Origin of the sequence: Qipengyuania sp., from assembly GCF_965277845.1 — a bacterium.
Classification (GTDB): domain Bacteria; phylum Pseudomonadota; class Alphaproteobacteria; order Sphingomonadales; family Sphingomonadaceae; genus Qipengyuania.
In genome coordinates, this window is record NZ_OZ255844.1 from 2,255,241 (window position 1) to 2,281,850 (window position 26,610).

23 protein-coding genes are annotated in these 26,610 nt (G+C 60.1%); 5 read left to right on the forward strand and 18 right to left on the reverse strand.

Annotated features, from left to right (window positions below; genetic code table 11):
• Positions 1-120: 120 nt before the first annotated feature.
• Genes ACQY4G_RS11090 through mobF form a run of 3 tightly spaced genes read left to right on the forward strand, consistent with a single transcriptional unit; the run spans position 121 to position 5,720 of the window.
• A complete protein-coding gene (locus ACQY4G_RS11090; RefSeq protein ID WP_421990956.1) occupies positions 121-450 on the forward strand; it encodes a hypothetical protein in 330 nt (109 codons plus the stop codon).
• Positions 440-2,764, forward strand: a complete 2,325-nt coding sequence (locus ACQY4G_RS11095; protein WP_421990958.1) for a type IV secretion system DNA-binding domain-containing protein — start codon at positions 440-442, stop codon at positions 2,762-2,764. The genes ACQY4G_RS11090 and ACQY4G_RS11095 overlap by 11 nt, the downstream gene beginning before the upstream one ends.
• Before the next feature lie 46 nt (positions 2,765-2,810).
• Entirely contained in the window at positions 2,811-5,720 is a 2,910-nt protein-coding gene (gene mobF / locus ACQY4G_RS11100; protein ID WP_421990960.1) for a MobF family relaxase, read from the forward strand.
• A gap of 152 nt (positions 5,721-5,872) precedes the next feature.
• Here mobF and ACQY4G_RS11105 read toward each other — a convergent pair whose 3' ends face one another.
• On the reverse strand, positions 5,873-7,324 hold the full coding sequence (locus tag ACQY4G_RS11105) for a serine/threonine protein kinase (protein ID WP_421990962.1): 1,452 nt from the start codon (positions 7,322-7,324) through the stop codon (positions 5,873-5,875).
• A gap of 38 nt (positions 7,325-7,362) precedes the next feature.
• Positions 7,363-8,370, reverse strand: coding sequence for a hypothetical protein (locus tag ACQY4G_RS11110; protein WP_421990964.1), 1,008 nt, complete (start codon positions 8,368-8,370; stop codon positions 7,363-7,365).
• Between the two features lie 75 nt (positions 8,371-8,445).
• Between ACQY4G_RS11110 and ACQY4G_RS11115 the strand changes: the two genes are divergently transcribed.
• On the forward strand, positions 8,446-10,797 hold the full coding sequence (locus ACQY4G_RS11115) for an AAA family ATPase (RefSeq protein ID WP_421990966.1): 2,352 nt from the start codon (positions 8,446-8,448) through the stop codon (positions 10,795-10,797).
• Between the two features lie 191 nt (positions 10,798-10,988).
• Here the strand turns inward: ACQY4G_RS11115 and ACQY4G_RS11120 are convergent, their stop codons facing one another.
• The 4 genes from ACQY4G_RS11120 to ACQY4G_RS11135 all read right to left on the reverse strand — a co-directional run bounded on the left by ACQY4G_RS11120 (position 10,989) and on the right by ACQY4G_RS11135 (position 12,777).
• On the reverse strand, positions 10,989-11,624 hold the full coding sequence (locus ACQY4G_RS11120; protein ID WP_421990968.1) for a S24 family peptidase: 636 nt from the start codon (positions 11,622-11,624) through the stop codon (positions 10,989-10,991).
• A 303-nt stretch (positions 11,625-11,927) separates the two neighbouring features.
• Positions 11,928-12,089, reverse strand: coding sequence for a DUF6961 family protein (locus ACQY4G_RS11125; RefSeq protein WP_421990970.1), 162 nt, complete (start codon positions 12,087-12,089; stop codon positions 11,928-11,930).
• A gap of 29 nt (positions 12,090-12,118) precedes the next feature.
• Positions 12,119-12,259 carry a hypothetical protein gene (locus tag ACQY4G_RS11130; protein WP_421990972.1) on the reverse strand — a complete coding sequence of 47 codons (141 nt, stop codon included), beginning with the start codon at positions 12,257-12,259 and terminating at the stop codon, positions 12,119-12,121.
• Entirely contained in the window at positions 12,250-12,777 is a 528-nt protein-coding gene (locus ACQY4G_RS11135) for a thermonuclease family protein (RefSeq protein ID WP_421990974.1), read from the reverse strand. The genes ACQY4G_RS11130 and ACQY4G_RS11135 overlap by 10 nt, the downstream gene beginning before the upstream one ends.
• Before the next feature lie 157 nt (positions 12,778-12,934).
• Between ACQY4G_RS11135 and ACQY4G_RS11140 the strand changes: the two genes are divergently transcribed.
• On the forward strand, positions 12,935-13,144 hold the full coding sequence (locus ACQY4G_RS11140) for a hypothetical protein (protein WP_421990976.1): 210 nt from the start codon (positions 12,935-12,937) through the stop codon (positions 13,142-13,144).
• A 6-nt stretch (positions 13,145-13,150) separates the two neighbouring features.
• Here the strand turns inward: ACQY4G_RS11140 and ACQY4G_RS11145 are convergent, their stop codons facing one another.
• From ACQY4G_RS11145 to ACQY4G_RS11200, 12 genes are read right to left on the reverse strand one after another with little or no spacing between them, the layout of a single operon-like run.
• On the reverse strand, positions 13,151-15,853 hold the full coding sequence (locus tag ACQY4G_RS11145) for a conjugal transfer protein TraG N-terminal domain-containing protein (protein WP_421990978.1): 2,703 nt from the start codon (positions 15,851-15,853) through the stop codon (positions 13,151-13,153).
• Positions 15,854-15,862: 9 nt separating this feature from the next.
• The gene (locus tag ACQY4G_RS11150) at positions 15,863-17,299 is read right to left on the reverse strand and encodes a conjugal transfer protein TraH (RefSeq protein ID WP_421990980.1); all 1,437 of its coding nucleotides are present in this window, start codon (positions 17,297-17,299) and stop codon (positions 15,863-15,865) included.
• Positions 17,289-18,101: a conjugal transfer protein TraF gene (locus tag ACQY4G_RS11155; protein WP_421990982.1), complete on the reverse strand. Its 813-nt coding sequence runs from the start codon at positions 18,099-18,101 to the stop codon at positions 17,289-17,291. Before ACQY4G_RS11155 ends, ACQY4G_RS11150 begins: the two co-directional genes overlap by 11 nt.
• Positions 18,098-19,819 carry a conjugal transfer protein TraN gene (locus ACQY4G_RS11160; protein WP_421990984.1) on the reverse strand — a complete coding sequence of 574 codons (1,722 nt, stop codon included), beginning with the start codon at positions 19,817-19,819 and terminating at the stop codon, positions 18,098-18,100. Before ACQY4G_RS11160 ends, ACQY4G_RS11155 begins: the two co-directional genes overlap by 4 nt.
• Positions 19,816-20,571 (reverse strand): type-F conjugative transfer system pilin assembly protein TrbC, encoded by a 756-nt coding sequence (trbC, locus tag ACQY4G_RS11165; protein WP_421990986.1) that lies wholly within the window; start codon positions 20,569-20,571, stop codon positions 19,816-19,818. Before trbC ends, ACQY4G_RS11160 begins: the two co-directional genes overlap by 4 nt.
• Positions 20,568-21,581 carry a conjugal transfer pilus assembly protein TraU gene (gene traU, locus ACQY4G_RS11170; protein ID WP_421990988.1) on the reverse strand — a complete coding sequence of 338 codons (1,014 nt, stop codon included), beginning with the start codon at positions 21,579-21,581 and terminating at the stop codon, positions 20,568-20,570. The genes trbC and traU overlap by 4 nt, the downstream gene beginning before the upstream one ends.
• Positions 21,578-22,210, reverse strand: a complete 633-nt coding sequence (gene traW / locus ACQY4G_RS11175) for a type-F conjugative transfer system protein TraW (protein WP_011413824.1) — start codon at positions 22,208-22,210, stop codon at positions 21,578-21,580. The genes traU and traW overlap by 4 nt, the downstream gene beginning before the upstream one ends.
• Positions 22,210-22,716 carry a S26 family signal peptidase gene (locus tag ACQY4G_RS11180; RefSeq protein ID WP_421990990.1) on the reverse strand — a complete coding sequence of 169 codons (507 nt, stop codon included), beginning with the start codon at positions 22,714-22,716 and terminating at the stop codon, positions 22,210-22,212. The genes traW and ACQY4G_RS11180 overlap by 1 nt, the downstream gene beginning before the upstream one ends.
• Entirely contained in the window at positions 22,713-23,093 is a 381-nt protein-coding gene (locus ACQY4G_RS11185; RefSeq protein ID WP_421990992.1) for a TrbI F-type domain-containing protein, read from the reverse strand. The genes ACQY4G_RS11180 and ACQY4G_RS11185 overlap by 4 nt, the downstream gene beginning before the upstream one ends.
• Complete coding sequence (locus tag ACQY4G_RS11190; protein WP_011413826.1) at positions 23,086-23,493, reverse strand: hypothetical protein; 408 nt, start codon at positions 23,491-23,493, stop codon at positions 23,086-23,088. The genes ACQY4G_RS11185 and ACQY4G_RS11190 overlap by 8 nt, the downstream gene beginning before the upstream one ends.
• A complete protein-coding gene (gene traC, locus ACQY4G_RS11195) occupies positions 23,490-26,039 on the reverse strand; it encodes a type IV secretion system protein TraC (protein ID WP_011413827.1) in 2,550 nt (849 codons plus the stop codon). Before traC ends, ACQY4G_RS11190 begins: the two co-directional genes overlap by 4 nt.
• Positions 26,036-26,572, reverse strand: a complete 537-nt coding sequence (locus ACQY4G_RS11200; protein ID WP_011413828.1) for a hypothetical protein — start codon at positions 26,570-26,572, stop codon at positions 26,036-26,038. The genes traC and ACQY4G_RS11200 overlap by 4 nt, the downstream gene beginning before the upstream one ends.
• Positions 26,573-26,610: the final 38 nt, after the last annotated feature.

Sequence of the window (26,610 nt, forward strand, 5' to 3'; positions counted from 1 at the left end):
GTAAGTCGCGGAATTTCAGAAGAAAGTTTTCGATTTCCTACACCTTGGCTACTGGCATAGAATGGCACTTGCCTTTCGAAGGGTGAGCCAGGTTCTTTGAGACACAAGGAGCTTGGGTTTATGCCTAGAGACAAACGATTTGTGGCCTATGTCACACCCCTGATCGCTGACTGGATCAGGGAGCAGGCGCGCGAGCGCAATGTCAGTTCAAGCATAGTCATCGGAGACTGTATCTTCGATGCTTGGAACCGCGCCAACGAGGCGGATTTGCGGACACCTGCGACCGATCCAGTGCGCCAGAATATCTTCATCACGGTCGCACTCGACGCCCTGCTAACGCACCATCCAGAAACCGATCTTCGCGATCGAACGGTCGCCGCCTACCAGCGCAGGCTTGAACGTCTCGGGCTCGTTGCACCCCGTCCGGCGGGAGGCAGCGATGAAGCATAATCTGGTCAATTTTACCCGCGGCAGCCAGCTTCTCGGGCACTTCGGTTTCATGTTTGCAGCGGGCCTGAAAGGACCGTTGATCGTCACATTACTGGTCGTTCTGGGCGTCATCTACTGGGAAGTCACAGGAACGCTGAGTGACCATCAGACCTACTTACTCTGGATGCACATCTATGCGTCGGGATACGGCTTTATGGAGTTCGATCCAGACAAACTTGTGAATCTGAAGCTGGCCGATGGAAGCATGGTTGCCTTCCCCATTTCGGTCATCACCGACTACCCACCAATGCGCGAAGCGATGGCTCTTTTTCAGGCATCGGTGAAGGACGCGCTTGTCACCTCGGGACTTGTTCTGGCGCCGCTGTTTGTCCTCTTCTGGTGGGTGGCCGAACATTTCGGAGAACGCTCCAAGCAAAGGAAGCATGTTCGCGGCGCATCGCTCGCGACGCAATCCGAACTCGAACGGGAAATCGGGCAGCACAACCGGGTCGAACGCGCCCGTGAGTATGGAAATTCATTTGGCTGGAAATGGAGGTTTGCAGGGGCAACTACCCTCCAATCGGCAGGCCTCTATTCGCCCGCTCATGTGGCCGGTGTCAGTTGGCCCTGGCGCCGCGAACAAAGCCATACCATGCTCGTTGGCACAACAGGTACCGGAAAGACTGTTGCCCTCACCGAACTCGTTTCGGAGATCAGAATGAGGGGAGAGCGCGCGGTCATTTTCGACCTTACCGGTGCTTTTATCGAGACCTTCTACGAACCCGAGCGCGACATTATCCTCAACCCGCTCGATCAGCGGTGCCCTGCGTGGAGCGTGTTTGACGATTGCACTTCGCGCTCTGAATTCCATGCAGCGGCAGAGTCGCTTGTGCCTCATGATGGCGGAGGCTCTGAACAGTTTTGGGTGCTCGCCGCGCGCACCTTGTTCGTCGAGACATGCATCAAGTTGAAGGAGGCAGGACGCGGGTCCAATGCCGCGCTCGCCAACGAGTTGATGAATGCCGATCTCTCCGATTTGCACCGCCTTGTAGAAGACACGATGGCTGGGCCGATCAGCACGCCCAGCGCTGCCAGAATGGCGGAATCGGTCCGTGCGGTGTTCAACGTCAACGCCAAGGCGATGCAGATGCTGCCCGATAAAGGTGAGCCGTTTTCGGTCCGTCAATGGGTCGCAGGCGAGTGCGAGGAAGGTTCGCTGCTGTTCCTGTCAGCGCGCTATGTCGACATGACAGTTCTCTCGCAGTTGCTCACACTGTGGCTCGACACAGCGATAAACACGCTCATGACTGGACGGCGGACGCGTGAACTCAAGCTGTGGTTCCTGGTCGACGAATTGGGCGCGCTCCATCGTCTACCCTCGCTTGAAAAGGGCCTGCAAACCGCGCGCAACTTCGGGGGCGCGATCGTCACGGGCGTCCACACTTTTGCCAAGCTCAAGGAGGTCTACGGCGAGAACATGGCGATGACTCTGTCTTCGCTTGCAAGGACCAAGTTGATCCTGGCTACTGCCGATCGTGAGACCGCCACATGGTGCTCGGACATTATCGGCCACCGGGAAGTTCGCGAGATGGAAGAGGGCTACAGCTATGGCTACAACAACGCCCGCGATGCGGTGAGCCTGACGCCTCGCCGGCAAGTTGTGCCGCTACTTCTTCCCGATGAATTCATGGGCCTCAGAAGCCTTGAAGGCTTTATCAAATTTCCTGACGGTTTTCCGGCAGCGCCTGTCACCTTGTCCCCGCGCGATTGGCCTCGGCGAGCCGAAGGGTTCATTGCACGCGTCGACACCACAACACCGCCTTATGCGCAGGCGAGCACTACCGCCGAGGCCAAGACTAAGTGTGTGGATGACGGCACTACCGGCAACGACGACGACGGCGATCCGCGCAAGATGAAGGACAGGAATAAGCAGAAACGACAGCCCTCGCGCTCAGCCAACGTCAACTCGAAGAGCGGACCGAAGGTTCGGGATGAGGCAGAGAAGCCTTCGACCAGGCACGCAAAACAGGCTCACACGAAAGCGGTCGATGAGACCCAACCAAAGGTCGGGCAACGTCAGCCGCAGGATCGTCGCCAGGGCGAACTTCCGCTTCCGGAAGGTACAGGCGATGACGACACGGCGCGAGACGTTGCAAAAGAGCGCGAAGGATCACCGCGAAGCGATGTACCCGATCCTGATGCTCGGCAGCGCGACGATGATCAGCGTGGAAAGGCCGACCGAACGCTTCAGGAAGAACAGCAGCGTTCGCTTCTTGGTGGAGCGGCCCATGAGAAATATGATCACGATTTGGGTGACGTAGACGCGGAGATCTGATCGCTGGCACCGGGGAGGGCGAGGGGTCTTAAACGAAGTCTGACTCATGCTTTCTGTTGCCAATGTCCGCTCCTCCTCAGCGGCGGCCAATTACTTCGCGTCCGACAATTACTACGCCAAGGCGGATGCCGACCGTTCTGGGCAATGGCTCGGTGAGGGCGCCAAGACGCTTGGGCTGGATGGGCGGGTCGATGCCAAGACCTTCGACGCCCTGCTGCGCGGCGAGCTGCCCGATGGAACAAGCGTTGGCAATTCCGGACAAGCGCATCGACCGGGCACCGATCTTACATTCTCCGTGCCCAAGAGCTGGTCGCTCCTCGCGCTAGTCGGCAAGGACGAACGGATTATCACCGCCTACCGCGAGGCTGTCGTCGAGGCGCTGCAATGGGCCGAGAAGAACGCCTCCGAAACCCGCATTGTGAAGCACGGCAAGGTTCTCACCCAACCGACCGGCAACCTTGCGATTGGTTTGTTCCAGCACGACACCAACCGCAACCAGGAGCCCAACCTTCATTTTCACGCGGTCATCGCTAACGTGACCCAGGGCAAGGATGGCAAATGGCGAACCCTCAAGAATGATCGCCTTTGGCAGCTCAACACCACGCTCAATTCAATTGCGATGGCGCGCTTTCGGGTGGCAGTCGAAAAGCTTGGTTACGAACCGGGGCCAACCCTCAGGCACGGTAATTTCGAGGCGCAAGGGGTCTCCCGCGACCAGGTCATGGCGTTCTCTTCGAGACGCAAGGAGGTGCTCGCAGCCCGGCGCGGCCCGGGGCTAGAAGCCGGCCGGATCGCCGCGCTCGACACACGCGCTGCCAAGAAGGGAATCGAGGATCGGGACACGCTCGGCAAAGTCTGGGATGAGACCGCAAAGTCGATCAGGCTTGATCTCTCTCCAATAACAGAGCGCGCGCAGGGACGCGCTGCGCAAGCCGCTACACCGGGAAGCACCTTTACCTCCCTGGTCGAACGTGGCCGTGCGCTTCTCAGGCAATTCGCAGCGCACGTGCGCAGTTCAGCGGCAGACCCGCTCATTCCGGCTTCGGTGCTTAAACAGGACAAGCAGACCATTGCCGCAGCGCAGGCGGTGGCCTCGGCCGTGCGTCATCTATCGCAGCGCGAAGCGGCATTTGAACGCGAAGCGCTCTACAAGACGGCACTGGATTTCGGATTGCCAACAACAATCGCAGATGTCGAGAAGCGAACCCGCGCACTCGTCCGTAGAGGCCACCTTGTTGCCGGGAAGGGCAATCATAGAGGTTGCCTTGCATCCCGCAGCGCCATTGAGACCGAGCAGCGCATCATTTCCGAGGTCGAGGCTGGAAAAGGGGAAGTTGAAATCGCCCTCTCGCCGAAGGAGGCCGAGGATCGGGTACAGGCATCGGCCGAGATTGGTCACGGATTTCGTCTCAATGACGGCCAGCTGTCGGCTGCCCGACTGATCCTGACTTCACAGGATCGAACTGTTGCAATTCAGGGCATTGCCGGAGCGGGCAAAAGCAGCGTTCTGGCGCCCGTTGCACAAGTCCTCCGCGAGGAGGGCCGGGAGGTCGTTGGGCTCGCGATCCAGAATACTCTGGTCCAGATGCTCGAGCGCGACACCGGTATCGGCTCGCAAACGCTGGCGCGCTTCCTCGAAGGCTGGAAGAAGCTACTCGACGAGCCCGCAAACCTCGTGCACTGCACCGAAGCGCAATCGGCTCTCAAAGGCAGTGTTCTGGTGCTCGACGAGGCCTCGATGGTCTCGAACAATGACAAGGAAAAGCTAGTCCGGCTGGCAAACTTGGCTGGTGTACATAGGCTCGTCCTGATGGGTGATCGCAAGCAGTTGGGCGCGGTCGATGCAGGCAAGCCCTTTGCCCTGCTCCAAAAGGCAGGGATTGCTCGGGCAGACATGAACACCAATCTACGCGCCCGAAATCCTGTCGTCCGCGAAGCTCAGGCTGCCGCACAAAAGGGCGATGTCTCAAAAGCACTGGCGCAGCTGAAGGATCACACGATCGAGGCAAAGGGTGATGGCGCCATTGTAGCTGCCGAACAGTGGCTTTCTCTGCCTGAGTCCGAGCGCGAGCGGACAGCGATCTATGCATCGGGACGGAAAATTCGTTCTGCCGTCAACGATGCCGTCCAGACCGGCCTCCTTGCCAATCGCGAAATCGGACCAGGCAAGATGGCGCTACGCGTTCTCGACCGTGTGAACACCACGCGCGAAGAACTGCGATATCGGGCCTCCTATCAAGCAGGTCGCATTCTGGAGGTCTCGCGGCGAGAGAAGACGCTCGGCCTTATGCCGGGAGAGTATCGGATATTGGATGGCCGTAACGGTACCAAGCATATCACCGTGGTAAACAAGCGCGGCAGGCGTTTCAGCTTTGATCCTTCCCGGCTCAAGGCGGGCCAAGCGAATGATAGCCTCTCACTGTTCGAAGAGAGGAAGTTGGAGGTCCATGAGGGAGACAAGATCCGCTGGACACGCAACGATCACAGGCGCGGTCTTTTCAACGCCGCTCGGGCAAAGATCGTGACGATCGATCATGGAAAGGTGATCGTCGAGACCTCGAACGGCGAGCAGCTTTCGCTGGCCAAAGGCGATCCTATGCTGAAACGGATCGATCTCGCCTATGCTCTCAACGCTCATATGGCGCAAGGTCTAACTTCAGACCGCGGGATCGCGGTGATGGATAGCCGCGAGCGCAATCTCTCGAACCAGAAAACGTTTCTGGTAACGGTGACCAGGCTTCGCGATCACCTCACACTCGTAATCGACAATACGCGAAAGCTCGGCGCAGCGGTGACTAGAAACAGGGGTGAGAAGGCCTCGGCCCTTGAAGTGACCGAGAGGCTTCGAGCCGCAGCGGCCAAGGGCATATCCATTGAACAGCCCAAACCCGATCAGCCGAAATTCGAGAAGGAACTGACTCGAACCAAGAGCAAAACACTCGATATCGGGATTTAGCGTCAGCTTTGCGCCCTAATTTCCGACTTCCAAGCCAGACTGTCGTTTTCCCAAAACCAGACGTCTGCACGTCCATCTTTCAAGAAATTGGCCCGTAGAGACGCTTGGCGATAGCTTAGTGAATGGTGAAGTAAAAATAGGTTCGAAGCGTGTCAATTTGGCGGGGCCTCTGGATGCTTTTTTGCGACCTCGGCAATATGCTCTCGAAAGGCTTCATATCCCAATTTCTGATGACGCGCATCGTAGGTGCGAGAAGCCAAATTGTACCAAGACCGTTTGGCGAAAATGACCAAGGCCCCGTTCAGTATCCGGGTTACGGGTCGCGCACCTTTCGGGAGGGGGCGACCTTCGAACTCGCCTTCATCCCACGCATCGATCGAAATGTATTCGTTTGGTGCTATCTCAACCACTTGTTCGGTCATGCCACTTTTGTGGATATAAGCACCCTCGGTTCCAGATGGTTCAACCTCGGCGCACTGAATCCAAAAGTAGCTCCATATCGTACCGTCGCCAAAGCTTTCATAAGAGATAAAGCTTGGATGGATAACATAGCTTCCCCCAGCCTTTAACTCGATTGCACCTCTCTCATGGGACCGACGGGCTCCGGCCAAATCAAATCCACCGCCAGTCGGGAAGAACATGTGGTTCAACGCCTGATTTTTCGAGACGGCAGCAAGTATATTCAAGATGCTTGGAATATCCTCCCATTTGGACGTTGATGGACGTCCTGACGGAAACAGCAACCGCTGAAGCTCGACCCATTCTCTAATGTTTCGGCTGTGGAAGTCGTTTTCCAGCCGCACCCATTCTTCCAGTTTCTCGCAAACCTCAGCCATTGGTGGGCGAAGATCGTGGGCATTCTCCGTGCATCGAGCGAGCAACTCATCGAGCGGCGCATTAAACAGGGCTGGTAAGAAGTTCGCCAATGCCAAGGTGCTCGTGGCAGAATACTGCCCATCGAAACCTCGTCTCTCGCCCGTCAGCGCAATCCAAAGCACTTTAGCAAACGAATAGACGTCCGCAGGTGCGGGATTGGCATTTTTCGCCTCCCTCCGCATTTCAGGAGCCATCGTAACTTTTGGTCCCAGAGAAGCCCGCTCGGGAGTTTGATCTTGTTTGTCAGGGTATTTTACTAGGCCAAAGTCACTGAAGCAAAGGCGGTCGCCTAAGCCCAGAATATTCGCTGGTTTGATATCTCTATGGTAGATTTCGAGTTCGTGTAGATCACGAAGAGTCCCCGCCAACGGAACGAAAGCTTCAACGATTTGACGAGGAGTTTTTTGGTTCAGGAACTCATGAAACTGGATCGCGAGCGGCATTACATACCACCGCGCGTCTTGGTCCGACTTATGTGGCAGCTCATAGTCTACGAGGGGGATTATGCCGGCAACGCCGTCTGCCCTTCTGAGGGCTTCGATTTCAGCGCGGAATCTCCCAAGTATTGCAGGGCTGGTCCGTTTTAGCAGTTTGAGGGCGTATACTGTCTCGTCGCCATTGCGGTTCGTTGCGGCCCAAACATGGCCATTGCCTCCCGTGGCGATGCGGTCCCGCAAAACCCAATCACCTAGTTTGTCGCCTGGCCGACGGATTTTGGTCTTCGCCATAGACTAGCTCATCAGCTGACTTCACATAGCCCTCACAATTAGGACGCATTACCCCCGAGCACATCATTTAGGATCATATCAATCGTCGCTTCTTCTGATTCTGAGCCTTGCTGCACATAATAGAGCAGTCTTGCGCCTGCCGTGATTGGGTCGAGTGTTCCATTTTCAGACGAGCACGATTCAGCAAAGTATGGAGCTCTATCCGCGGCAGAGTGGTTCGCTTCATTGTGTACGTAAAGGTAGAAGCTTTCGACAGGCGAACATTCGACTTTCGGCGTGTATGGACCAGTTGGGTTGTCTTCTCCGCGACCAGTATGAGCTTGTGAATAGCTATCCTGAATCAAGTGCAGCAAAGCGCCCACCGCCGATCTGCGAGCCAAACTTCCATCCTCGTCAACAAGCAGGTCGCAGGTTTTCGAACTAAACATCTTATCACAATGAAACGTGAGGAGGGTGCCAACAGTCCAAGCATCGAAATTTACACCATCAACCGTACGCGCCTCACAATACTCTAACCCCTCTGGAGCGAGTCTCGTCGCCGCGGCGCCAGCATTCCGATGAGTTGACTCGCAATAATTCTCAGATGGTTCAATCGCTCCAACAGCGACGCGGAACGAAAATCGGCTCCACCCCTCGATCAATGCACGTGTGTGCTCAGTGGTTTCGTCTTCTGCGCTAGACATGGCGTGAAGGAACTGCATCTGCCCATAATGGCTGCCGCAGGTGAGGCCGGCGAAGAAACCTTGCTCTTCGACAAGACTAGGACAAACAAACTGAACCGTCCCAGCGAACTTCGCCATCGTCCAAAGCTCGTCTAGCTGCCTCGTGGGATCATCTGGCCAACGCACTGCTTTCCAGTATTCCCCCCTTCGGAAAGTTGGACCGCTTATGTCTTCGAATTCATCAGCGTTGGCAGGAAATTCACATTTTTCCGGTAGCCCTTCGCTATCTGCAAGACACTTCTCGGATAGCCAAGTCATCCTTTCATGATGCTTGCCTTTGGCGTGAATATTGTATGCTGCTGCTGGTGCGCTGACAGCAAGCATTGACAAGAATACTGCAAAAGTTGCTCTTCTGATCACAAATCACCCCCAATCTTCTTCAGCGGCAACCTTTCTCTGATGAAGAAAGCGATTATTCAAGGCTTTTCCAATGTTTTTTGGGATTGCGTCGACCTGCGCTTATTGCAAAGAAATTTCGTAGATCGAACGGGGATGGAGCATATGCTTACTCATGTAACGGTGGCAGGCGAGGCTACATTTCCTGCCGACGGCGTCGAAATGGGCGACCTTAAAAAGGTCAACTATTTGTTTGGCCATAACGGGTGCGGCAAGACGACGATTTCGCGGGCAATTGCTGATCCCGATGCACGTGCCGGCTATTCCGTGAAATGGGAAAACGGTCGCCCGATCGCGACACTTGTCTACAACCGGGATTTTGCGGACAACAATTTCGGCGAGCAGCTAAAAGGTATCTTCACGCTCGGCGAAGACGCGACCAAGAGTGCGGAAGAAATCGAACGGTTGCAGGGCGAGATTGGCAAGCTCGACCGCGAGATAGACGGGTTGAGGCGCAATCTAGAAGGCGACGATGGCCAAGGCGGGCGGCGTAAAGAACTCCAGAATGCCAAGGCACAACTGGAAGAAGCGTGCTGGGCGTCACAGCAAGAACACAAGGGAGATTTCGAGCAAGCGATGGCTGGGCACAGGCAGAGCAAAGCCGCCTTCTGCACCAAAGTCTTGAACGAAGCGGCAAGCAACGCGTCAGACCCAATTGACCTCGATACCCTTACCGCGCGTGCGGAGACGACATTCAAATCCGATGCGGCGAATCAGACGCCGATCGCGCAAATCGACTTCACGGACATCGAGCAGCTGGAGACGTCTTCCATCCTCGGACGTGAGATCGTCGGACGCGACGACGCTATTGTCGCTCAACTCATTCAGCGGCTAGGCAACAGTGATTGGGTGCAACAAGGTGTTGGCTATCTCGAACCAGCAGATGGGCTCTGTCCCTTTTGCCAACAGCGCGTGCCGGCGGACTTGCTCGCTAACCTCAACGCATTCTTCGACGAGCAGTACGAAAAAGATCTCGCGGAAATCTCCGCGCTCGCCAACCGATATGCCAACGCCGTCGAGACAGCAGAGAATCTTGTACAGAGCTTGCTCGCCAAGCCATCGCGTTTCATCAACACCGATGCTCTGACGAAACGCTATTCGACACTCAGACGCACATTCGACCTCAATCTTGAAAGACTGGAGGCTAAACGGCGCAATCCGAGCGAGGCTATCCACTTGGAGAGCAGCGCCGAAGCGGCGAATGCAGTTGCCGGGTTAATCTCTCAGGCGAACAAAGAAATCCAAACTCACAACGAGTTGGTTCGCGATTTGGCTGCCTCCCAAGTAGCGCTGAGAAGCCAAGTCTGGCGCTTCATCGTGGAGGAGCGCAAAACGGATTTGGCCACTTACGAAGCGACGACTGAGACAGTTTCGAAAGCAATACGTGGATTGGAGCAGGGGATTGCGACTAAGCGCAAGAGGCGAACGGAACTAGGCACGCGATTGAAAGAGCTGGAAGCCGCAGCAACAAGCGTGAAACCAACCGTTGATGCGATCAACGCGATCTTGGCATCATTTGGCTTTGTCAGCTTCAATCTCTCGGTCGCAGGTGATCGCGGCGATATGTATCGCATCGTCCGACCCGATGGTTCCGATGCGAGAGATACACTCAGCGAAGGAGAGCGCTCCTTCGTAACGTTTCTCTATTTCTACCATATGCTAGCTGGCAGCACGTCAGGAACGGGAACTACGGTAGAAAAGGTGGTCGTCTTTGACGATCCAGTATCGAGCCTCGATGCCGATGTGCTTTTCGTCGTCAGTTCGCTTATTAGAAGGGTCATTGAGCAGGTCTGCAATGGGCAGGGATCCGCCAAGCAAGTGTTCGTGCTGACCCACAACATATATTTTCACAAGGAAGTCAGCTTCGACCCTATGCGACCCGCGGACGGCTGTCGTCGCGAAGAGTCTTTTTGGGTTGTGCGCAAGCGCGATGGCATTTCTTCTGTCCAGCGCTATGGGTTCAATCCAGTCAAAACATCCTACGAAATGCTGTGGGAGGAAATCCGCGATAATAAGCGCGCGAACCTAACCATCCAAAATACCATGCGTCGGATTATTGAGAACTACTTAGTTGTGCTCGGCGGCTTGCGCCCAGACGATATTGTTGCGCGGTTCGAGGGCCGAGAGGCGCAGATCTGTCGTTCCCTTTTCTCTTGGGCCCACGATGGATCCCATACTGCGCATGACGAAATCTACCTCGCTGCAGACGACAACGCCGTCCAACAATACCTCAATGTGTTTAAAAGGATCTTCATCGCAACCGGACACAAAGCGCATTACAACATGATGATGCGGATCGAGAACGACAGTTTGTCCGCGGCGCCAAAAGCAGTGAACGACGAAGCGGAAGCCTGAGTTCATGCTCCAAGAAATTTTCTGGGCTTGCTTCTAACGTTTGTTGCTCGATCGTCATGCATTTTCATGACGTGAACTACCTGGCTCAAGTGACCAGCCCACTGGCCCGTAAGGGGTCTTGATCTGCATCTCCGCTTTCCACGGTCCAGTATCGGAAACGGACAGTCTTGAATCGGCCCAAAAAAAGGCCTCTAGAGAGCACGACCAAACCAGATCACACGACCGACGACGTGGACCTCGGACCGATCCATGTCGTGCCAAGTAGGGTAGGCGGGATTATCGCTCGCAATTGTGATCTGCTTGCCGCCTGGCCTAATAGCGATGCGTTTCACAACGAGGCTGTCATCAGAGCGCAGCACGTAAATACCGTCGCGCAGCCGCGAGCCATGATCAGACGCATCGACCAGAACCTCGTCACCATCGCTTAGCGTGGGCTCCATCGAGTCTCCCTTTACGCCGACGATCGACAGGCTGGCGCTCTTCGCTGACGTCAGGTGCCGCAACCAGCGTTCGTCGAACCCGAACCTAGTATGCGCACTCTCGCTGGCAGCAACAGCACCAAATCCAGCAGAGGCTTCCACATCGAGAACGGGAATTTCGACCATTCCATCGCTTACAGGATTGGCCGGACCGCCAAGCACTTGCTCATCGACGCCGAAGAAACAGGCGAGCGTCTTTCGATCCTCGTCATCGAGCTTCCTTGGCGAACCGCGCTTGATGAACTGCTGGATGTAGGCCGGGTTACGACCGAGCAGCCGCGAGATCGATGCGTAGCCATATCCGCCCTTGAGGATCAACCGGTCCAGCTCTTCCCTGACATGTTCCATTCGCCTGTCCTTCGAATCTCAATCGTAGGAATTTTCCTAGACTCACGGATGCAATCCTAGTAGGAACATAACAAGAACACAAGAGATTTGCGAGTCGGAGATGCGCGGAAATGAACTTGCTTGAACGGATCGAGAAGCATCTGAAAGAAAACCACATTTCCGCGACTCGTTTTGGCAGGCGCGCGGTCGGCGATCCGCGATTCGTGCTCGACTTGAGAATGGGGCGTAGGCCTCGGCGCCGAACCATTGAACGGCTGGAAGCTTACCTCGCATCATCCCAATCGGCGGCGGGGAACGGCGTAATCAGGAACGAGGAGTACGATCGTTCAACTGCTCCAAACGACGCGCAACTGGCTGCCAAAGTTTCACGCCGTCCGGCTCGTTCGAACGGGTCAACTGCTCGATCTTCGCATCGATGAAATCGCGGCCACCATCGCCGTGATGCTTCTCGACCCAGAGCGCCATTCCCCAAATTTCTTGGTCCGGCGTGAGTGTCAAAACAGCGACCAGGTAGCTGCTGCGATACCAAGGATGATCGGAATGCCCAGAAGCCAGGCTTCAAGCTTCAGCTTCCAATCGCTCTCGCCGCTCGCCAGCGGTTCGTCTCTATCCGGCCAAACACGCATCAGCACCATGGCTCCCGGCGCCCGGTCCAGGTTCGGGCAAGACCTTCGGCAACCAGCTGATCACCCAGAGAGCGTCCGTCACGCATCAGCACCCGCAGCTTGCGACCGTACTGGTCTTCGTCCCGATTGCCGATCGGAACCGCGGAGAATTCGCCTTGGTTGAGCAAGGTAACCAACCGCTCTCGAGCCTTGATACCGAGATCGTATTCGTAGTCGCACCTGGGTTGCGAGATTTCCGGCGTGTCGATGGCTGCCACGCGGATCTTCACGCCCTCGAGCCAGATCGTGTCGCCATCGACAACGCAGGTTTTCCTCACCATCCCGCATACGCCAAAGGTATGCGTCGTTCGCGCCTCGGCGCTGGCGGACCCAAAGGGCCAATTGATCCCGATCACGCCCCCGAGAACCCCGGCGAACAATCCGCCCAGAGCGAGGAGCAAGACTTTGCGCCGCTTGTCCCGCTGCTGCCGGACAAGTTCGTCGCGGAAGTCGAATAGGTTTGGTTCTGATGGTTCGTTCGTACTCATGACCTGCTCTTCAGTATCGCGTGTTCTTTCACTTTCCGTGAACACGGCCAAGCCTTGCAAGCTCGCTTTCCCGATAGTTTTGAGCTACTTTCAAGCAAACAATCAGCTGAAAGAGTGGAGAAGAGGGGGCTCCCATTCTCGCGAAGGAGAAGAAGCGATGGGCAGACCCGAAAACACACCACCCAAGGGCAACAAGGATTGGGAAGGTTTGCGCGAGATCGATCGCGCGATCGCCGAGAACCGTGTCACATCCTACACGTGGAAGAAGACCTGGGCTGACCCGTGGGGGCGACTGAAACTTATCTTGGTAATCGCCGGGTTGCTGGCATTCGTAGCCTTCGTGCTGGTGGACGATCTAGTTTTTTGACGCGCCCTACCATTTTTTTACATCGTCGGCCGCTTCAGCGGACGCGCCCTTAGCATCGCGCGTCTTCCGGTCGAGATAGCCCTTCACGCTTCCAACCCGTCGCTCACCCTGTTGCTGTACCCGTTCGACATCGCGCGCGATGTCCTCTCGACCGCTCGAAGGTTCTGCGAGCGAACCGGGCACTCCCCCAAGATTGACCGAGCTGCGGACGCCGCTTGCGCTACTCACCGAGGGGCGCACGACAGGCGCGCTGCCAGGAGGTACGAGTTCGCTAGCAATATCCTCATTGAGCTGATCGGCGTAGCTCTCGACGAACCGCGCCTGGAGTTGCTGGCCGCGCGCGCTCATCTGGAAATCGATATCGTCGAAGCGGACCTGGCCATAGTAATCGCGGTTGGCATCGATCTCCGCCATACCCCATTCGCGATATGCCTGGCTGAGGTTGAGACTGCCCGCGGCATTGGCGCTCTCGTACCAGCTCGCCTGGTTATCCAGACGGCTGGCGATCTCTTCGGCGCGGCGCGCTTCGCGCGTGTAGCTCTGCGCCTCTGTGATCGAGGTTGTGATGCCAGCAGAACTGCTCGAGACCAGAGCCTCGGAACTCGAGCTTGTTTCGCGCAGGAACCCTTCGCGCGTGTTCGACCAGCTACGGCTGTCCGAGATCTGGCGCAGCGCGCCCATGATCCGCGAGCGGTCTTCGGAGGCGATCCCGATATCGCTGTCGGTCCAACTCTTGTTCCGTCCGCCCTTGACCCCAACCCCAGCATAGCCAGCGCCCCTCTCGCCCTTGAGACCGAGCGACCCTTCGCCATTCAAGAACCACGAGACAGTGATGTCATCTGCCGCGCGGCGCGATAGCCCGAATTGCTGCTGGAGAGTCTTCGAGGCGTTGTCGACCTCGCTGAAGGCGCTCCCGATGCTGTCGCTGGTCGAAGTGCCGCTGACACTCTCGTTCGAACGCGAGCTTGTGTAGGCATCGCGCAATTCGCTGAACCGGGTGACCGCCGAACTCGTCGACTGCTGGGCGAGGTTGGAGAAGGTCTCGCTCTGGCCACGGCTCTCGCTCGCCATGGTTGACAGCCTGCTCGAAAAGTCCTGCCCGAGCGTCGGGGTGAAGGGATAGCTTGAGGTCGGCACGGTCGCGAATTCTGCCTGCGGGAATCCGGTTGTCTGTGTTCCGCTCTCGCCGATTCCTCTCGTCTGTGCAGCGCCATACGCGATGTTTGGCGCGAGACTGCCTTGAGCGAATTGCCGCGAAAACACGCTCGAATTGTCGAGATTGGTGTTGCCGAGCGAGACATTGCCCGTACTTGCCTCGCGTGCGGCTTCCTCGGCCGCATTCTGGCTCGGATTGAGGTAACTTGTGGCCTGACCCGAGATCGCCATCGCGCCGCGAGCAACGCCGCCCGCAAGAAACGGGATCGAGGCGACGAGATAGCCGGCAAGAATACCAATATCGTTGTTGACGTCGGTCATCCCCGAGAAGGTCGCCAGCGTAAGCCCGCTCGTGCCGCCAGCTGCCGCTACGTCGCCTGCGCCTTTGAGCATCAGGATCATGTGGAGGATGACGAAGAGCGGTCCCCATGCCGCAAGGTAGAAGAACCCCGTGACATAGCCTCTCAGCGCGATCGGGCCGGTCCTTGGCATGAGGAATAACGGGAAAAGCACCGGGAAGAGCGCGTAGAACACGACGGTCAGCACCACATTGAGGATCGGCACCCATTTCATCGCGTTGTGCGCGATCGAGGAATAGGTTCGCTCGGTCTGGATATCGGCGCGGGTCTGCGCAAACACATCTACGCTCGATGCGCCGCTTGCTCCGGCAAAGCCGTGCATCGCCTGGTTCATGGCATTGATGGTCAGGACCTGGCGAAAGATGCTGCTCGCGTCCTTCGAGATGCCGGTGAGATATTGGTAGGCCACCGGCAGGTCGGCGATCAACTTGGCCTTGGCTAGCGCTTCGGTCTGCTTGGGATAGAGCTGGCGGCCAGCAACAAGCGTCATGTCGTCGATCATACCCGCCCATTGGTTCGAAAGCGTTGTGTAAGCCTCTCGGCAAGTGACGATCGATGCCGTGACGCTGTCATCGGCCTGGCGGGTCAGGAACTTCTGCGCGCGCGCCGCGCTCCCGGGCGCGATGGTCGCCCAGATGTCATTGCTCTCGGACAATTCCTTCATCGAGTAGCGTCCGAGAAGCAGGTCGTAGAACACGCATTGGCGCACGTGCTCGTCGAAATTGGCGGCAAACTCGGGATCGGCAATGCGCAGCGAGCGTGTCGCTTCGAGCAGGCGCGCGCCGTAAATCATGCCGTTCTTCGAATAGTTGAGATCGTCGGGAAGGCCGAAGACGAGCTCTGCGGAACGGGTGAGGTAGTCGCCCGCCTGGCTGGTGAAGCTTGCCATCAGGGCAAGACCGAGCGGGACATTGGCGACTGTCGCCGGAGCGAGGCTCGGATTGACACGGTCGGTGACCTGCACATCCATGCGCGGCACCATCAGGCACATGTAAATGAGTGTCGCGCCGAGGAACCAGTTGAGCCAGGCGCGCCAGTCCTGATTGAACGCGACGACAATGACCGCAAGCGCCATCCCCATGACCAGCGCCACCTGGATCAGGCTCTTGTAGCCACCGGCCCCGGTCCACGAGGCGACGGCGTTCAAGACATTGACGATGTATTCGCCGCCGCCGGTTGTGAAGATCTCGACCATGTAGCGGCCTCAGGGGATAATGGAGCGCGACTGGAGCCCGCGCGACCAGTCGAGCGCTGCGGACATCGAGGGCGACATCGAAGCGGCGAGGGCGTTCTCGATCATCGCGGTCTTCTCGATGATCTGCATGATCGCCGAGACCTTGGCCTGTCCGGTAGCCTGCCTCTGGACCAGGCCAGAACGCACTTCGGCGACCTGGCCGCGCCAGATCGCAAGCTTGGCTTCATCGGCGGCGATGAAGCTTGCCATCGAACGCCCGGCTTCGGACACGATCCGGTCGAGGATGGCATAGAGCAGGTCGATGCTGGCGATCTCGGCGAGCGTGTCGCGATCGTCGGTCGGCATTCCGCGCCCATAGGCAGCCTGGACGGTAAGGATCTTGTATAAGGGGATAGAGGCCACCTGCAGCAGTTCCTTTTCGGCATTGCCGATCGCGGTGTCGGCCCGGATCGCATCGACCATGTTCCCGATCAGGAGCGCGACCCGCGGGCGGATGGCCTTTGCATTCGATAGGCTCATCTGCTCGAAGGTGGGACTGAGGCAGAGATCGGTCTCGTCGCAGCGGAAAACGCGCACGGTCTGCCCCTGCGTCCCGTCTAGGAGCGCGCTTACGAGCGTCGAGGACGCGTCGCCCGCGAACGGCACGAATTTGCCGGGTTCATCATCCTTGGGTGGCACGTAGATGACCGTGCCAATCAGCGTCATGGCGTACTCGGCGAGTTCGCGGTCGAAGGTGCCGCCAGGATTGAAGAAGGCGCTCTTTTTCAGGACGTGCCAGGTGTAGTTGCGCGGCACGCCGGGATTTATGTCGGCATAGTCGCTACCGGCTCCCTCGTTGGTCGAGGCGCGCTGTCCTCGCGAGCCGCAGCCGTGCTTGGCGGCCGCATAGTCGGTGAAGATACCTTCGGAATTGCCGATCGCCTCGCAGATCGCCTTGTCGGCGAGATCGCCCTTGGGCCACAGGCCGCCGACCAGCCCCTGCGCCATCTCGCAGGAATTGATCGAGAGATTGTTCATGAGCTGCGCTTTCTGGCTAAATTCCTGCATGATCTTGTTGCACTCGGGACAGACGGTATCGATCGCCAGGCTGAACGCGAAGCCGACCGCGTTGTTGGCAACGGCCTTCAGGAGCGCGACCATCTCGCTCGCGTTGATGAACGAAAAGGACCCGGCAAAGATATCGATGCCCCCGCAGCCCGCCCTTGCGCGCGGCAGCTGGAGATTGGCGATGTTGGTCGTCTTCTGAGGGAAGCGCGTCCAGACATTGCCGAGGCTGTAATAGCCTGCCGACTGGCCTTCGAAGGCGGTCGGGCCGGTGACATTCGCCGCCGCCCCCATGTCGTCTATGAAGCGGTCCATGCTGTCGCCAACATTCGCGGCGACCGGTGAGGCAACCATGCTGGCGGTGGCGAGGGTCAATGCCGCATTGCGGATGCTAGTAATCATGTCCGGCTTCCTTGGAGGTGAGAAGGTAGATGCGGTCCTGCAGCTCGTCGGCCGAGAGCACGCCGTAGCCGATCGGAATCGGGCGTTTGGTCACGCTGTCCCACAGCACCAGAGCGGGGGTGGCTTTGCCTTCGAGACCAAGCTTGCCGCGCTGGTTCGTCTCGACCCGATAGTCGGGAAAATGCCGGGATGAACCGCCATCGGTGGAGATCGCGCGCACGGTGATCCGCCATCGGTCGGCGACGCCCTTCACGATCGGGCTCATCACTTCGCACGGTCCGCAGGTCGAACTGAAGAAATAGAAAAGGCCGTAGCGCTGCGAGAGCGTTGCCATGACGTGATCGCGCTCCGCGCTGCGGGCATCCTGCCACTGCTTCTTGGCGACCGCTCCGACGGGGCGTTCAAGCGTGTAGTCGAGGTCCGGGTCCTGCCAGATCGCCCGCTGCCAGACATCGGAGAACAGCGAGGCGCGGTCGAGCTGCGCGCGCTGGAAGCGGATATAGGCCGCGACATTGGCCTCGGTCGGATAGAGGATCGCGCGCGCCTTGAGTTCGCGAAGCTCGGAGGTGATCGCGTCGAGTTCTTGGCTGGCCGCGACCTGCTCGGCTTCAGGCTGTTTTGGCTCTTCAATGGGAGCGGGCTTCACGCAGTAGAACCAGTAGCCGAGCCTGCGCTCTTCGCAGTAGAGCGCGTCTGCCGAGGTGGTCGATCTTGTGTCCCGCCGCTCCTGCGCCTGGGCCAGAGTGGCGGGCAGGGCAGCGATGCCGAGCGCGAGCGCCGTGAGGTGATGCAGATGGGTCATTGGCCGCCCCTTGCGTAATAATCTTCGATTTTCTGCTGGATGAGGATGCTGGTCTCGAGTTCGTCGGGCAGCCGTGCGGCATCTGTGAACTCGGCATAGACCTCGCTGAAATCCATCCGGCTGAGGTCGAGCCGGGCAAACTCGTCGAGAGTGAACCCCTCACATTGTTCTTCTTTGGGCTTGTCCCATGGCTTGGGGAGCTGCTTACGGCCCTGTTCCTGCAGGATCCGCGACAGCTTGCTCTCGAAACAGCAATAGACCTTCTTCTTCGTCAGGCAGACGCCAAGGAACTTGTCCGAACAATAGGTCCCGACATAGGCGCACAGTCCCTGCGCATCGCGTTCGTGGAGCAGCACTTCCTCGCGGCTGCAGCCGAGTGCGACCAGCAGGCTGATTCCGGGGATGAGCGGGAAGCCCTTGCCCTTGCAGCAGTTGAGGACGCCGAAGACCTTGGACGAGCAGGTGTTGCGCGTGCCGCGGAACAGCGTCAGCGTGTTCGGATCGAACTGGCCGCGCGCCTCGTCCATGGCGTGCAATGCGACCGCCGCATCCTTGAACTCATCATTGGCGGTGCGCTCGATCGTCTCGCAGCTGCCATCAATGCAATAGACATCGCCGTCGCAGACATACTGGGTGGAGATGTCCGTACCGGGCAGGGGACATTCGTAGATGCGCTCCCAGGTCTCGCAGGGCATCTCGTCGGTGAGGCATTCCTCGCCGATGAACCGGCAGGTGCCCTGGCTTTCGATATCCGAACAGTCGCTCGCCGCCTCGCGCGATGTGCAGGTGTAGCTGCGCTGCCATTCCCAGCAGGGCCGCGTAACCGAGACACCGTCGATCACGCGGGTCTGCGGATCGGCATCGGTGCAGATCTCATTGTCGAGTGTGCAATCGCCATTATCGGCAAATCCGATGCACTGGCTCTCGTCGGAAAAGGTATCGATCGAGTTGTCCGTGGTCACCGCATAGGGCGTGTAGCGCGCATCCGGAGTGTCGCATGTGATTTCAGCGATGGGATCGCCAGGTTCGGTGCAGTATCTATAGAACTGGTCCTCCCGCCACTGGAGGCAGGGTCCGGGCCGATACCCGGTGATCCGGCACGACCCCCCATCGAATGCCGAGCACCAGGGATATCCATAGACTGTGCTCGTCTCATTGCAGAGATAGTGCCATTGCTGGCGCCGGGTCACGCTGGCAACGAGCGGCACCGCGCACTGACCCACCGACTGGTCGATCCGCGTGCCAGAGTTGCAGGTAGCGGTGTAGGTCCCAGCCGATCCGGACCCGGTCGGCAGCGGCACGCAATTACCCTGGCCACCCGAGATTGCCATGCCGCTGGTGTAGTCGAGCGGGGTATCGTTGATGGCGAGGCTGCGCGCAATAACGTCCTCGATCTCACTTGGATCGAAGCGCGCGCGATTGGCCACGCTGTCGCGCATCGCCCGATAGCCCTGGTGTCCGGTAGCAGCGGCGGCCGCATTGCTCTCGATCCGCTCGGGATCATCGGCGAGCGTTTCGAGGTCACGCACGGCATTGCGATCATAATTGGGGAGCGTGGCTGCGTCGGGCTGCGAGTTGGCGGCTTCTTGTGCTTCGCTGCGCAGGCTTTCGCCGAAGGCCTTTCCGTCGGCCCGCGCATCCTGTTCCTGCGCGGAGAGGGGCGCGGCGACGGCGAGAACGGCGAGCAGTCCCAGGCGAAGCGATTGTGTGAACTTCATGGCCGCTCTCCTTCGAGGCGGCGGAGATGGAGCCGTGCGAGCTGTGCGCCCGGACCGCCTCCCGAAGCGAAGGTGTCGAGCACTTCGGCAACGCTGATGTTGCCTGCGATGCGGTCGTGCGGCGGGAGGATATCGCTGCAATCGAACCCGTCGCAGGGGGCAAAATCGCTTGCGATCATGACGAAGCTCGGAGCAACCTTGATATCGAAGGTGCGGAACAGGCGCGGGTCTATACCGAGCGCGCCGGCGTCTTGGCCGCCGCTCCAGATCGCCGCGATGCGTTTCTTGAAGCGCGCGCTGTCGCCTTGCGGAAATCCGCGCAGGACGGTGACGCCGCCGGCCCTCGAGACATCGCGAACGAGTGCCTTCAATGAGGGCTCGGGCATTCCCAGCGAGGCAAAGGCAATGAACCGGGGCGTCTCGCCCATCGCTGCCACTTCCGCATCGGCTTGGGCGCGGATCATGCCATCGAGATCGAGCGGGCCGGTGTCGGGAGTCGCCTCTGCCGTTTCTGCATAGGCAGCGCGGTTCGCGTGGGCCGTTTGCTGAGCTACGCGCGCGTCTTCTGCCAACGCATCGGCTTTTGTCCTCACCGACGTGGCGAGCGCTTCGGCATCGGCGGCATGTTCATTTGCACGCGCGCGGATCTCGGCAAGATCAAGTTCGGGCGAACTCTCCTGCGCAGACGCGGCAGCAAAGGCGGCGGCGGTCGCAAGGCTGATAGTGACGAGCAGGGGGAAGGCGTTTCTCATAATGCGCAGCAATTCCTCTTGCGCCAGACGAGGTATCCCATGTCTTCGCCAATGGCGGGGATGACCTGTCCGGGGGACTGGAAGGTGGTGGAGGCACCGATGGGCGGGCAGGCGAAGCGGCCCTTGGTTGCCGGGTTGGGGTTGGTGGCCTGGAAGCGGTATTGCTGTTTGCGCATCACCGGCATCAGATATTTTCCGCAAAGACCTTTGGAGCCCATCGTGCCCCACGAGACGAGTTCGCGGTGGAGCTTGTAGGCGAAACGCGAGAGCACGAGCCGCGAGGCCTGGACGTGTCCGATCGAGGCCGAGACGTTGCCGTTCATCGGGTACATCGACCCTTGGCAGCCCGCGCACCAGAACATCTCGTCGAGCGGCAGGTTCGCGGTCGCTGCAGCACAATCCGCCGCGCACGCGGCAAGCGCCAGCGGGTTGGCAAACAGCACGGCCTCGGGATTGATGATCGCGGTGAGCTCGCTGTCCTGCCACAGCGGATCGATCTCGGAGATGTAGAGGATGTCGATCGAACCCGGCTCGAGGCACAGAAAATCGGCGACGATCTCCATCCAGTAGATCAGCGGATAGGCATACCAGTGGACGTGCCAGCTCGAATAATACTGGCTGGCGCCGCCCACGGCCGAAGGACCCGAGATCGAGCGGAAGCCGACATCAAAGCCGGGATCGAGCTTCATGCCGCCGAGGTTCACGAAGCACCAAGGCTTCATGCTGACATCGGCGAGCCGGACCGGCTCCCAGAACCCCATCGCGATGCCGGGCCGAAGACCGCACAGGCACAGCGGGAAATCGGGGTTGTCCGGATCGGGACGATTGCTCGGCCAGATTTCGAGCCCGCCGATCGAGATCGGGAACAGGCACGACCAGCAGATGTCGGTGATCGGATTGACGAATTGCCCGGTGCACTTGCCCGGACCGGCATCGGCCGAAGCGGGTGATGCGAAGACCAGCGACAGCATCGCCGTGAAAAGCACGAGGAAGGCGCGGATTCCGGTCATGGCTGTGCCTTCCGGCGCGGCAGCGCAATCTCGCTGACTTCGAGGAAGCGCCCGTTCTGGCGCACCCGCGCGGGAACAGCCTTGATACCGAATTTTTGCGTCAGCTTGCCGCCCTGGTCGAAATAGAAGCGGCGTTGACGGGCCTTCATCAGCTCGAGCGGTGCGCCTTTCACGAGGATCAGCTTGGCATTGGCGTCCTGCCTCAGCGCCCAGGCGATCTGCGCAGGGTCGTCGCCGTCGAGAAACAGGAGGTCGGAGCGCAGCTTGACGCTGTCGAGCGGATTGACCCGGGTTCCGGCGGCATGGATCAGCTCGCCTTTTGCGCCCCGGATATCGGCAGCAAGCGCGATTGTCGGATCGAACGCCCAGCTGCGGCTTGCGCTTGCGCGAATGAGGCCGGCAACCGGATCGGGTCGGTTGACGCGTGCGATCGTGCGACGCTTGAGTTCCTCGTTGAGCCGCGCGGTCTCGCCCGACTTTTCCATCTGCGCGAGGCGCGTATGAATCTGTTCGAGCAGGTCGCGCTCGATCACAGGGAAGACCGCGCCGCGCTGGCCGTAGTCTCGTGCCTGCAGGCTGGCAGGGAGCATGGCGAGGAGAAGCGCGCCAATCGGAAGGAAAGAGCGCATCACAGGATTGCCCTCCCGCTGCCGAGGATCTGCCCGCGGCAGACGAAGCCGATTTCCCCGTAGCGGCTGTCTAGCCCGCGTGGATGGTCGGTTCCGGTGTAGTAGCAACCTTCCGGTATTGCGCCTTCGGGACCGCGCGTGAGCGGCGCGCCAAGGCGGGTGACCTCGAGCAGGCTCGCGACCTGCTTTCCGTCGATGAAGACCGCATCGCCCTCGTGGCGCACGACATCGCCCGGCATGCCAAGCACGTGCTTGCCGAACATCTGCGGTTCCTTTCCGAAATGCCTTTCGACGAGTTCGCTTTGCGGCGGCTCAAAGAAGATCAGGCTGCCGCGTTCGATCGGCGCGCGCTTGTCGAGCCAGAACGCCCAGTTTGGCAGGCTCGGGCTCGCATTGATGAGGAAAGCGTGGTCCTTGCTGAAGGCATCGAGCGGCGCCCAGGCGAGCGGCAGCAGGACCAGCCCCGAGAGCAGCAGCGAACGGCGGATCGAGCGGGGCAGGCTCATGGCTGGATCTCCCCTGCGAGCTTGTCCGCGATGCGCTGCTCGAGTTCGGAGGTTGCGTCTTCGGCAGCGCCCGCGAGCACGGCCTCGGCAATCAGCACCACGCGGCCGTCATGGCCCATGTCGGCAACGGCGCTTTCGGCGGCCTTGAGGTAGGCAAGGCTAGCCGCCTGGACGACCGCCGGATCGGCATCGGCGCGCGCGGCTTCCTCGACGAATGTCCCGATGGTCTCGGCGAGCCGGACCGTGACGATCCGCTGCTCTGGCGAGCTGGTGACCTGCTGCGTAATCCACGCACCCCACAGGAGCGCGGCAACGAGCAAGGCTACGGCGAGGAGTTTCGGGCCCAGCTGGCTAAGTGGGAGGTTCAGTCTATCCATGGCGGGGAGATCCTTCGGCGAGGCGGCGATCGAGGCGGCGCAGGAAAGCCGGCAATCGCAGCAGGGCGAGGCCGCCGGCTGCGATGAGGAATGCGATCTGGAGGTCCTGGGCAAAGAAGCGGCGCGCGACCGGTTCAGCGGTGCGGTAATGGTCGGCAAGATTGCCGATCTGCGCGAACAGCGCCGTCAGGTCCCATCCAGCGATGAGAAGGAACACGAACAGCGGCAGGCCGAGGACCAGCAGCAGCGTGCTCGCCGCGAAGCTTGCCGTTTCGATCAGCACCAGGCAGGTGCCCTGGGACAGCGCCAGCCAGTCGATCACACGGTGCTTGTCGCGGGCTTGTCTGACTGACGGAAGCGGCACGCGATCTATGAGCGTGGTGGTCTCGAGCACCATCATGCGCCTCCTTCCACACCTGCGACCAGCGCGACCGCGCGCTCGAGCGGCATGCCGTTTTCGACATGGCGGCGGATCGCGGCATAGGTGTCAGGATCGGAGGAGAAGATGGTTGCCGAGAGTGGGTCGAGCACCAGGCGTCCAACGGCTTCCATCTCGGGACCTTTGAGGTAGATCTCGCTGTACTCGGTGCCCGAGCGCTTGAGGCTGCGGATCAGCGTCTCGGTCCGGTCGTCCATGTCGAGCCGGGCCTCCTTGCGGAAATCGGCGATGGTCTCGGGCTTCTGTTGGAGCACCAGCATCCAGTCGCTGTTTTCGAGCGCGGCGCGCGCACCATCGGACTTGTAGTAGTCGTTCAAGGACTGGGTCGCGGTCGCAAGCGCGCCGCCATATTTGCGCGCGGTGCGGGCATAGGTCTCGACGAACTCGCCCATCGAACCGCCCTTGAGCATCGCCCAGGCCTCGTCGATCAGCAGCAGCTTCTTGGTCGAGCGCGACGAGCGCGTCATCGCCTGACCGGTCATGAACATGATTGCCGAGAGGACAACGCTTCGAAGCTCCTCGCGGGACGCGAGGTCGCTCATCTCGAAGACGGTGAAATCGTCTTCGAGCGCGAAACTCGCTTTCCCCGAGAAGAACCCGGCATAGCTGCCACCGCGGCAGAAGGGCGCGATCGCTGTGGCGAGATCCTTGCCCGCCTCGTTCTCGCTCTGATGGAGCGCATGCGCGACGTCGTCGATCGCCCCGCCGCTGCCGAGCGCTTCCCACACCTGCGTCACCGCGCGGTCGATCAGCCCGCGCTCCGTGTCCGAAGGCGCGGCGCTTGGCCGCGCCATCTGGCCAACGATGGCCTTGATCATGGCGAAGCAGTCGAGCCGGTAATCCTCGTCTTCATGCGCGCGCGCATCGTCGACCATCGAGAAGGGGTTGAGCGAGAATCCCGAGGCGAGCGTGAACTCGACGAAGCGGCCGCCCTGTAACTTGACCGAATGCTCAAAACTGCGTCCGTCGTCGATCACCACGACCTTGGCGCCCGCGCCGCGCAGCGCGGCGCACAGCTCCTGCAGCAGCACCGACTTGCCCGAGCCCGACTTTCCGCAGATCGCGATGTTGTGGTTGCCCGCCGCGTTCTCGAAGGGCGACCAGAAGAAGGGCTGGCCGCGCCGTCCGAGGAGCAGCAGGTGCGGGATCGTCCCGCCGAGATACTCGCCCTGCAGGGGGGCGATATTGGCCGCGGTGGTCGAGAGCATGGTCCGGAAGCGTTTGAGCCGCGCAAGGTCGTGGACCAGACCATCGGCGAGGCTCAACGGGAACGAGGCGACGAGGCCCTGGAGCTGGAGGAAGCGCTCGTCGGCAAGGTCCCATCCGGCCGCCTTGTAGATCGCCTTGACCGTGCGCTCATGCGCATCGCCTTCGCCGAGCGGCGAGATCGTGGTGAGACCATAGAACAGCTTGACGAGCTTCTTGCCCGCCTGGAGTTCGGCCTGGACGTGTCTCCATTCGGCCGATTGCTCGCCAAGCCTAGGGAGGAAGCGCGCGCTCTTCGTTTCCGAAAGGCTGGTGGTGCGCATGAACTTGTAGCCGGCGCGCGCCGAGGCGGCCTCCTGGTCGGGATAGTGCAGGCACAGCATTGTCGCGGCGGGACAGGGAAAGCGCAGCTTGTCAGTAAACATGTCGCCGATGAGCCGCGCGCATTCCCACGGTGCCCAGCGCTCAGGGGTAGAGCGCACGCCGTAATGGCGCACATCGAAGCGGTCGGGATAGCATTCACCTACCTGAGGCACGCCATCTCGCGAGCGCCCGGTCTCGCGGAAGCGCTCGGTGCGCAAGATAAGCCGGTCGTCCTCGACCTCGAGTTCGATATCGCGGCGGATGGCCTGCGCGTCGAGCGTGTCCTCGCGGTTCCAGTGGGTGAGATCGGGTTCGCGCGCTGTCGTCGGCGAGGTGAGTTCGTCGACCAGTGCGAGCAGGCCTGCGGGCTCGAGCCTGTTCGATGCAAGGCCGAGCGAGTTCAGCATCCCCGCCATCCCGTCGCGGCATTCGGTGAGTTCTGCATCGGTCACGTTTCCGGGCACCGGAACGCCCAGCGACAGCACGAGACGCACATGGCGCGCATGAAACGGCGCGTGTGCCGAGCCCGACTTCCAGACGAGATCGTAGAGCCGGTTGGTGCGGGCCTTCGCGATCGCTTCGTAGATCCCGCCCTGCTCGTAGCGCGGCGCGAACCAGGGGCCGACGATGGCGCCGATGCGCGGAGACGCGAAGTTCAGCACCTGCAAACAGGCGCCTTGCGGCAGGCTCTCGGAGAAGAACTGCCCGAGGATTTCACCGGTGCGCTCATCGGCGCCGATGAGCGGGGTGACTTCGAGAATGAAGCCCTTCGAGTGCGCGTTCCGGTAGAGCCCCGGGCCCTCGTCATAGATGCGGTACGGAAGCCAGTCCGACAGCATGTCGAGCGCGAAACGCGGCTGCGCATGGTCGGCTTTCTTCGCATCGCCGAACAGGCCAGCGAGGAGCGCGTCGCGCGCAGAGGATAGCGAGAGGTTCACTTGGGCTCTCCTTCGGGCAGAACAGGGTGGGGCACCTGGCCGGGGGAGGGGGAACGACCAGGTGCCCCGGGGTCCGGCGCTTTGGCACCGGGCAGCTCCGTCAGATCCTGTGAGGGGATGACCAGGACATCGGGAGGCTGCTGGGGGGAGGGATTGGAATGCTGGAATGGACGTGCTTCTGCGGCGGCGGGCGGCGGGCCTTCCGCTTCAGCCGGGCGCGCCAGTGCGCGCAGAACGTCGCCGGTCGAACGCGGCGCGCGCCAGCGCTCGGCAGCGCGATCGGGCAGCACGACATGAACGACCCGGGCCTCGTGGATGCGGCCCGCCTCGTCGCGGTAGCCCGCAACGACGATCCGCAATTCGCGATCACCGACCCCGTGAGCTCGCGCAGAGGCATGACCGGACCGTTCTGCCTGTGAAGCGCGGGTGGCGGCATCGTCGATCATCGAGGTTGGCGCGCAGCTTCCCTCCGGCGCGCGGCAGGAAAAGTCGCCCTTGACGTTGCCGCCAAGCGTCGCGCAGCTGGCGATCATCAAGGAGAGGGTTGCCGTCGCTCCGACACGGGTCACAC